Origin of the sequence: Arthrobacter sp. H14, assembly GCF_000520495.1 — a bacterium.
Lineage (GTDB): Bacteria > Actinomycetota > Actinomycetes > Actinomycetales > Micrococcaceae > Arthrobacter_C.
The window spans coordinates 32,898-39,887 of record NZ_KI914654.1 but is presented as its reverse complement, the minus strand read 5'-3'; the positions used below and the strand labels follow the sequence as shown (position 1 = coordinate 39,887).

Here is a 6,990-nt window from a genome sequence, read left to right as displayed (position 1 = left end):
AACCTCCCGCAGAGCCAGCGGGCCGCCGTCGTCCATGGCGACTACCGCACCGGGAACCTCATGTTTGCGGCAACCGCACCGCCGCATGTGACGGCCGTCCTCGACTGGGAAATGGCCACCCTCGGCGATCCGCTCGCGGATCTCGGCTACCTCACAGCAACCTACGCGGAACCCGGAAGCCTCTCCACCACCATGGAACTCACCTCTGTCACCCGCCAGCCAGGCTACCTGGACCGGAACGAATTGATCGAGCGGTACCGCGACCAGACCGGGCTCGACGTCACCGCTCTGCCCTGGTATCAAACACTGGCCTTGTGGAAGGCCGCCATTTTCTCCGAAGCTATCTACACGCGCTGGCTCAAGGGCGAACGGCCACACGACAAGGTTTTTGGCCCATCTCTGAAAGCCGGCGTGCCTCGGCTGCTTGAATCCGCCGGCCGGTTCGCCGGCATTGCCGCCGCCGCGAAGTAAACCCTTACCTCTTAAGCCACCAGCCAACAGCTGACCATCAGCAGAAAAGCGAGTTCCCCATGTCCAAGGACCGAATTGTCCTCGTCGATGGCGCCCGTACGCCCACCGGGAAATTTCTCGGCGCGCTCAAAGACGTGCCCGCCCACGAGCTCGGAGCCACCGCGGCCCGTGCCGCCCTTGAGCGCAGCGGTGTCGACGCCAGTTCGATTGACGAAGTGATCATGGGGTGCATCGGGCAGGTCGGCCCGGACGCCTACAACGCACGTCGCGTCGCCCTCGCCGCCGGGCTCGAGCCACGAACGCCGGCCTTCACCGTCAACCGACTCTGCGGCTCAGGCCTTCAGGCGATCTGGTCCGGCGCCCAGCAGTTGGTCTGGGGCGGCGTCGACACCATCCTGGCCGGCGGCGACGAATCCATGTCCCGCATGCCGTTCCTGGACTTCAGCGCCCGCGGCAACAAGCGCCTCGGTGATCGGACGTTGGTCGACGGCACCATTGCCATGCTGACCGATCCATTCATCGAAGAACATATGGGCGTCACAGCCGAAAACGTTGCCACGAAGTACCAGGTGTCCCGACAGGAGCAAGACGAGTTCGCCGTCGAAAGCCAACGACGGTCCGGCACAACCGACGCTCAAGAAGCCTTTGCCGAGGAGATTACCGAGGTCACTGTTTCCGGACGGAAGCCAGTCACAGTCATCAAGGACGAACATCCCCGCCCGGAAACCACCCTCGAAGAATTGCAGAGCCTCCGTCCCGCCTTCCTCCGGGACGGCTCCGTCACCGCAGGCAACTCGTCCGGCATCAACGACGGCGCAGCCACAGTGGTCCTGATGAAGGAAAGCACGGCAAGGGATCGCGGTCTGGGTGGCCTGGCAACCCTGGAGCACGTAACCACTGCTGGAATCGAACCGTCCCTGATGGGCTACGCGCCGACCATCGCCGTCGAGAAGCTCTTTCAGGAAACAGGTCTCACCCCGGCCGACGTCGATGTCGTTGAACTCAACGAAGCTTTCGCCGCGCAGGCGGTTGCCGTGATCCGGGACGCAAAGCTTGATCCAGAAAAAACGAACCCCTACGGCGGTGCCATCGCCTTGGGTCATCCTGTTGGAGCTACAGGCGCCATCCTGTCGCTGCGCGTGGCGAAGGACCTGCGGCGGCGAGGTCTGGAATACGGCATCGTCACCATGTGCATCGGCGGAGGGCAGGCGTTGGCGGCCCTATTCCGCAACTACCAATCCTGATCCCCCTCCCAACCAACCCATCCTGCTGAGCATTATGCGCGCAGCCCTGATGAATCGAGGACAACAACGATGTTGCAGACACTATCCCGGCCACTGAGCCGTTTCGTGGAGCGGTGGCTTCCGGGCCCTCTGATCCTCGCCGTCATACTGACCATGATCGTCGGGGTGATGGCACTGACCATGACCGACATTTCTCCCGTTGACCTAGTCTTGGGATGGGGAGACGGCCTGACCGGTCTGCTCGCGTTCATGACCCAGGTATCGCTGGTCCTGTTGCTCGGCTACACGCTGGCTAACACCCGGCCGGTCCACCGTCTCCTGGTCCGTGTGGCGTCTTTACCACGAACACCACGGCAGGCGTACGGGTTCGTCACCATCGTCGCCGGCATTGCCTCCCTGATCAGCTTTGGTCTGGGATTGATCGTTGGTGGCGTAATGGCCGTCGAAGTGGCACGTGCGGCAAAGGCACGGGGAACAAAGCTGCATTACCCTTTGCTCGTGGCATCGGCGTACAGCGGCTTCGTCGTCTGGCACATGGGCTATTCGGGTTCCGGACCGTTGAATGCCGCGACTGAAGGCGGCGCCTATTCGGACCTTCCCGGCGGCCTCGTGGACATCAGTCGTACCACCTTCTCGACCTGGAACATCATCGCAACTATTGTCACGCTGGTGGTTGTTGCAGGCGCGATGATGCTCCTGGCTCCCAAGAAACATGACGAGATAGTTCCGGCCCCTGACAGCGTATTTGCAGACGACGACGGCGGTTCATCTGTCAGCGCGGATTCCGAAGGTAACACCAAAGCCGCCGGCGCCGACGCAGCCACCAAAGTAAGCAGGACCAACTCCAAAACCGGGCCTGGAGCTACCACCGCCACCACGGCGACTCCATCGAACACGAAGCCCACCCCCGCTGACAGAATCGAGAACCTTCGCGTTTTCACCCTAGCCCTGGGAGTCCTCCTCGGCCTTTACCTCACCTTCTACTTCAGCACCAGAGGGTTCGAGCTGACGTTGGACATTGTCAACTGGTCCTTCCTCTGCCTGATCATGCTCCTGGTGGGTAACGCCCGTGAACTTGCCGGGTTGATCGCCCGTGGTGGACGCACGGTTGGGGAAGTGCTCCTGCAATATCCGTTGTACGCCGGGATTATCGGCATGATGAGCGTCAGTGGCCTGGTGGGCATTATCAGCGGCTTCTTCATCGACATTTCCTCGCCAGCGACACTTGGACTCTGGACGTTCCTGTCCGCCGGTCTGCTCAATATGTTCATCCCCTCTGGCGGTGGACAGTTCGCCGTCATGGCACCGCTCTTCGCCGAAGCAGCCAATGCCCTCGGGGTAGATCAATCAGTTGTCATCATGGCGATCTCCTATGGAGACCAATGGACCAATATGATCCAGCCATTCTGGGCCATCCCGCTGCTGGCTGTCGCGGGGCTGAAAGTACGGGAAATCTTGGGCTATACCCTCATCACGCTGATCCTCAGCGGGATCGTATTTGCTGGAACAATGCTCATCGTCGGAGCCGGGTAGGCACGCCACCGTCCTAAGCCTTGAGCGGAGTATTGCCTGGATGCTCAGGACGCAAAAGGTGTGGGACTCCGGCGCTGTGCCGGAGTCCCACACCTTCTGTATGGCTGGACAGCTCTGTACGGCTGGACAGCGTGCCGGTTCGCCGCTACTTCTTCTCGTAGCTGCGCAGCGCGAGCCCGAGTCCGAAGAAGGTAGGCGCCCACTGGCCGACGAAGATGCCCCAACGGTCGGCCCGGGCGACGCCGGCCTTCTCCTTCTTCCTGCTCGTCACCCACGAGAGGAATGATAAACCAATGGAGATAAACGCCGCGGTGTAGGCATGTTCGCTGGTAACTCCGGCATCGGAAAGCTTCTTGACAAGCATGGTGCACTCCTTCGTTATATTTGATTCAAACGGAATGGTGCAGCTCCCAAACATTGGTAAGCCCGCTTACCAACATACCGGGGAGCGGACCGCTCGGGAAGTGCTCTTCGCCTCTGCATTGCGAACCGTTGGTCTTCAACATCCAGCACCACCTCGGCTATCCTTCTTCCAGGTGTGCGACGGTAAACCCACCAGGCAAGATCACGATCTGCCCCGAATGGCTCATCTCCTCACCATTGATTTCGACCAGCTGACCTGTCGAATCGAAAGCACGCTGATTCAACTCGTAACCAGGAGGCACTTCAATCTTTTTTTTGAGCTTCTTATCACCGGCGCTTACATAGACGGTTGACTTACCTGCAGGCCCGTCAACGACGATGGAGGAAATCAGAGGCTGCAGCATGAGAGCATCGATTGCTACTTTGGAATCCGACACTCCCGTTATTTGAGCACGCCCAGGATCCAAAAATTTCTCGAGGAACAGCGGGGACAACTTGCCAGGCACTGCTGTTATGCCAGGTTCCCCAACTCCACCGTTTTCGGTAGATCCCAGTTTCATCCCTTCCGCCCGCCATAGTGTGCTCCCCTCGGGCTCGACGTCCTGATTGACGATTGGGTAGACGCGGCGAAGCTGGTCCGAATCAGGTACCCCGACGGTGAGTTGCCCGCCTTTATCGAGCAACACGTAAGCACCACCAGAGAAGTTCGCCTCCCCAGTCCAAGCCGAAGCTGGCTGGACGACCTCGCCTCCACTCATGGTCCCCGACTCCGCCTCGACGACATTGAGGCCGGTCGTCGAGACTGTTTCGTCGATTCCCAGCGCTTTTGACTTCAGTATCGGGTGTGCATCGAGGGCCAGCATGGAAAGTTGACCGTGGATCGTTGACTCGGCGCCGGAGTTACGATTGATTACCCCACTGCCATCAACGCCGTCGAAGGTAACGCCCGTGTCAGGATCATAAATCGGTTCGCCGCTGCGGTTGGCTCCGAAGTACCAGGCACCTGTGACGGCCGCCAGTTCGAGAAGGCCGTCTGCGCCTGTGGCATCCGACGTGCTCACGAGTCCCTGCAGTCTGGAATCCACACCATAGGCAATCTGGACCTTATCGGCCGGTGTTGGTGTCCATCCGTTGTCGGGTCCTCCTGCCGCGAGCAGTTGCGCCGTGAACTGGGCAGTATCCCTAACTGCCGCTTGCATCCAGTCAGATCTCTCCAAAACAGTGGAGGCCTCAGCCAATGCCGCCGGGGCCATTCCGCCCCACGCGTGCCACAGACTCTGCGATTTGGTCCAAGGCAGGATCGCACCGTACGGCCACTGCCCCACTGAGCCAGCCGACATTTTTGCAACGCCTTCGCTGAGTTGCCGGAGAGCCCTCCGTGCCACCTCATCATCGGGCGCGGCCTCCAGATAGGCGCTTAGTCCGAGTACTGCTTCGGCTGACGCATCCGCACCGTCTGCAATCAACCAGGACGGTACGCGCTCACCATCAGCGATGTCGTAATCGCCATACTGCGCCAACGATTGCCGATTGAGGGCTTCCAAAGCCAGGTGCAACCGCTTCTGGAGGAACTGCGCAAACTTCGGGTCCTCGTTCTGGAAGGCGGCATATCCTTCGCCCAATGCCCAGACCGTGCGCGCGAGCCAGTATGAATCTCCCGCATCGCTTGGATCCGGCAATTCCACCGGTTCGGCGCTCTCATTCAAGGTGCCATCCGGCTGCTGCCAGAGCACGACGTTGCCCGCGTTTTCTCCGTCGGTGGTTTGAAGGTAAGTCAGTGAGCGAAGAAGTTCGCGGGCTTTCGCACGACTGGAGACATCATTGGCCTGTTGCCAATGACGCAGATACACCACGGCGCTGCGCGAAATATCGTCGGCGTTGAAGGCGCCCTGGCTCCAGTGACCGGTTTCCGGATCAAGGCTTCCTCCGCCCACCCGGCGATAACTCCCGTCGTCGTTCCTATCCGCATAGGTCCACGGCGCCAGTGCGGTTGGATCCTGCTTGATCCCGTACGTGCTATGTCCCTTGACCGGTTCTAAAGGGACTTCGTCCAGCAGGAAATCAAGATGAGACAGGTTGGTCAGTGTCTCCACGCCGGGTACTTCTCGTTCCGCAAATCCATTGGTAGTCACATTGAACGCAGAACCGGATGTTCCGGGGCCCGCAGCGGCCGGAACAAGACCGGCGCCGGCTAAGGCGACAGTTAATCCAAGAGCAGCCGCCAAGCGGATAAGCGGCAGTTTCCCGCGGGAACGTGCATGGTGAACAGTCATCCTATTTCTCCTGTCGATGGGCCACATACCCTTCTCAGATCCGGTCGAGACGTGCGACGCCAATTTTCGAGTCGGCCATCCCGTAGAAGACGAATAATTGCCCCTCAATTTCTTCAATGGCGGTCGGGAACACCACGTTCGGGACAATGCCGGACTTTTCATCCTCGGTCTCAGGCGCCAGCAAGGGCTTATCGCTCCGTGCAATTACTTTGGACGGGTCAAGAGGATCAAGAATCATCGCGGCAGCAGAGTAGTTGACCTTCTGCTGGTGGTCGAAAGCTGATTTCTCCAGTGCCCCTGCCACGCCGTGATGAATGATCAACCAACCCTCGTCGACGCGGATCGGAGCGGGTCCACCGCCAATCTTCAGCTCTTCGAAATCGAAAATGCTGAGGGCCACCAGCTTGTGCTTCCCCATATGCACGAGATTGCGAATGTCCCGCTTCACATCTTCCACCGGCACATACGAGATCCAAATACCAGGGCGGTTGTCAGTGACTCCTGCCGGCAAATGTTCACCCTCACCCTCCCGGATCCAACCGAGATCCCACATCGGACGGTGAAGCATGGCATAGGAGGGGACACCATCAGGATCGTTAACCGGTTCCGGGAAGAACACAGCATCCTTGTTTGGAAACAGATTCAGATCCATCGAGAGCCCGGACTCGTACTCAAAGAAGCATGGACCAAGCCGCTCCCAGTTGCGCAGGTCCTTGGAGTGCGCCATTGCCAACCGTGGGCCCATCGGACCGTAGGCGACATAGGTCATCAGGTGCCGCTCCAATGACGGAACCCACGTAGTCCGTGGGTCCTCCGTTCCAGCATTATTCTTGCCTCGTTCCCAACCCTCATCAGGGGCCAGGACAACGCCTTCGCGCTCCACGCCAACCGGAACGCCGTCGTCGATCTTAACTTTGGCGAGGCCTACCCGGGAGACATTCCCAGCAGAGACGAGACGGGGCAACAGGTACAGTTCTCCATCGGCGCCTCGTCCGCTGGCAGGGTTAAGAACTCCTTCGGCTTCAAGGTCGTTGCCGGGTTCTGGAGTCATGACCACGCCCGCGCGGGTGAGCGTGAATGGAACCGTAGGTAGAGAAGTCATAGAA

The 6,990-nt window shown here is 59.8% G+C and carries 6 protein-coding genes; 3 read left to right on the top strand and 3 right to left on the bottom strand.

Annotated elements, in window-relative coordinates; translation table 11 throughout:
- The 3 genes from Y707_RS29805 to Y707_RS0111665 form a co-directional block, all read left to right on the top strand.
- The coding region (locus Y707_RS29805; protein ID WP_155852925.1) for a phosphotransferase at window positions 1–471 on the top strand (471 nt) is incomplete at its 5' end.
- Window positions 472–530: 59 nt separating this feature from the next.
- Entirely contained in the window at window positions 531–1,715 is a 1,185-nt protein-coding gene (locus Y707_RS0111670) for a thiolase family protein (protein ID WP_026535226.1), read from the top strand.
- A 69-nt stretch (window positions 1,716–1,784) separates the two neighbouring features.
- On the top strand, window positions 1,785–3,248 hold the full coding sequence (locus tag Y707_RS0111665; RefSeq protein ID WP_026535225.1) for a short-chain fatty acid transporter: 1,464 nt from the start codon (window positions 1,785–1,787) through the stop codon (window positions 3,246–3,248).
- A gap of 145 nt (window positions 3,249–3,393) precedes the next feature.
- Here Y707_RS0111665 and Y707_RS0111660 read toward each other — a convergent pair whose 3' ends face one another.
- The 3 genes from Y707_RS0111660 to Y707_RS0111650 all read right to left on the bottom strand — a co-directional run bounded on the left by Y707_RS0111660 (window position 3,394) and on the right by Y707_RS0111650 (window position 6,986).
- Window positions 3,394–3,612 (bottom strand): hypothetical protein, encoded by a 219-nt coding sequence (locus Y707_RS0111660; RefSeq protein WP_026535224.1) that lies wholly within the window; start codon window positions 3,610–3,612, stop codon window positions 3,394–3,396.
- A 157-nt stretch (window positions 3,613–3,769) separates the two neighbouring features.
- Entirely contained in the window at window positions 3,770–5,884 is a 2,115-nt protein-coding gene (locus Y707_RS0111655; protein ID WP_035781422.1) for a hypothetical protein, read from the bottom strand.
- Window positions 5,885–5,918: 34 nt separating this feature from the next.
- On the bottom strand, window positions 5,919–6,986 hold the full coding sequence (locus Y707_RS0111650; protein WP_035781420.1) for a glycoside hydrolase family 130 protein: 1,068 nt from the start codon (window positions 6,984–6,986) through the stop codon (window positions 5,919–5,921).
- Window positions 6,987–6,990: the final 4 nt, after the last annotated feature.

What these genes read in the sequence shown, in the direction of transcription:
- Y707_RS0111650 (WP_035781420.1), bottom strand. Translation starts at nt 6,986, where the DNA reads ATGACTTCTCTACCTACGGTTCCATTCACGCTCACCCGCGCGGGCGTG.
- Y707_RS0111660 (WP_026535224.1), bottom strand. Translation starts at nt 3,612, where the DNA reads ATGCTTGTCAAGAAGCTTTCCGATGCCGGAGTTACCAGCGAACATGCC.
- Y707_RS0111655 (WP_035781422.1), bottom strand. Translation starts at nt 5,884, where the DNA reads ATGACTGTTCACCATGCACGTTCCCGCGGGAAACTGCCGCTTATCCGC.
- Y707_RS0111665 (WP_026535225.1), top strand. Translation starts at nt 1,785, where the DNA reads ATGTTGCAGACACTATCCCGGCCACTGAGCCGTTTCGTGGAGCGGTGG.
- Y707_RS0111670 (WP_026535226.1), top strand. Translation starts at nt 531, where the DNA reads ATGTCCAAGGACCGAATTGTCCTCGTCGATGGCGCCCGTACGCCCACC.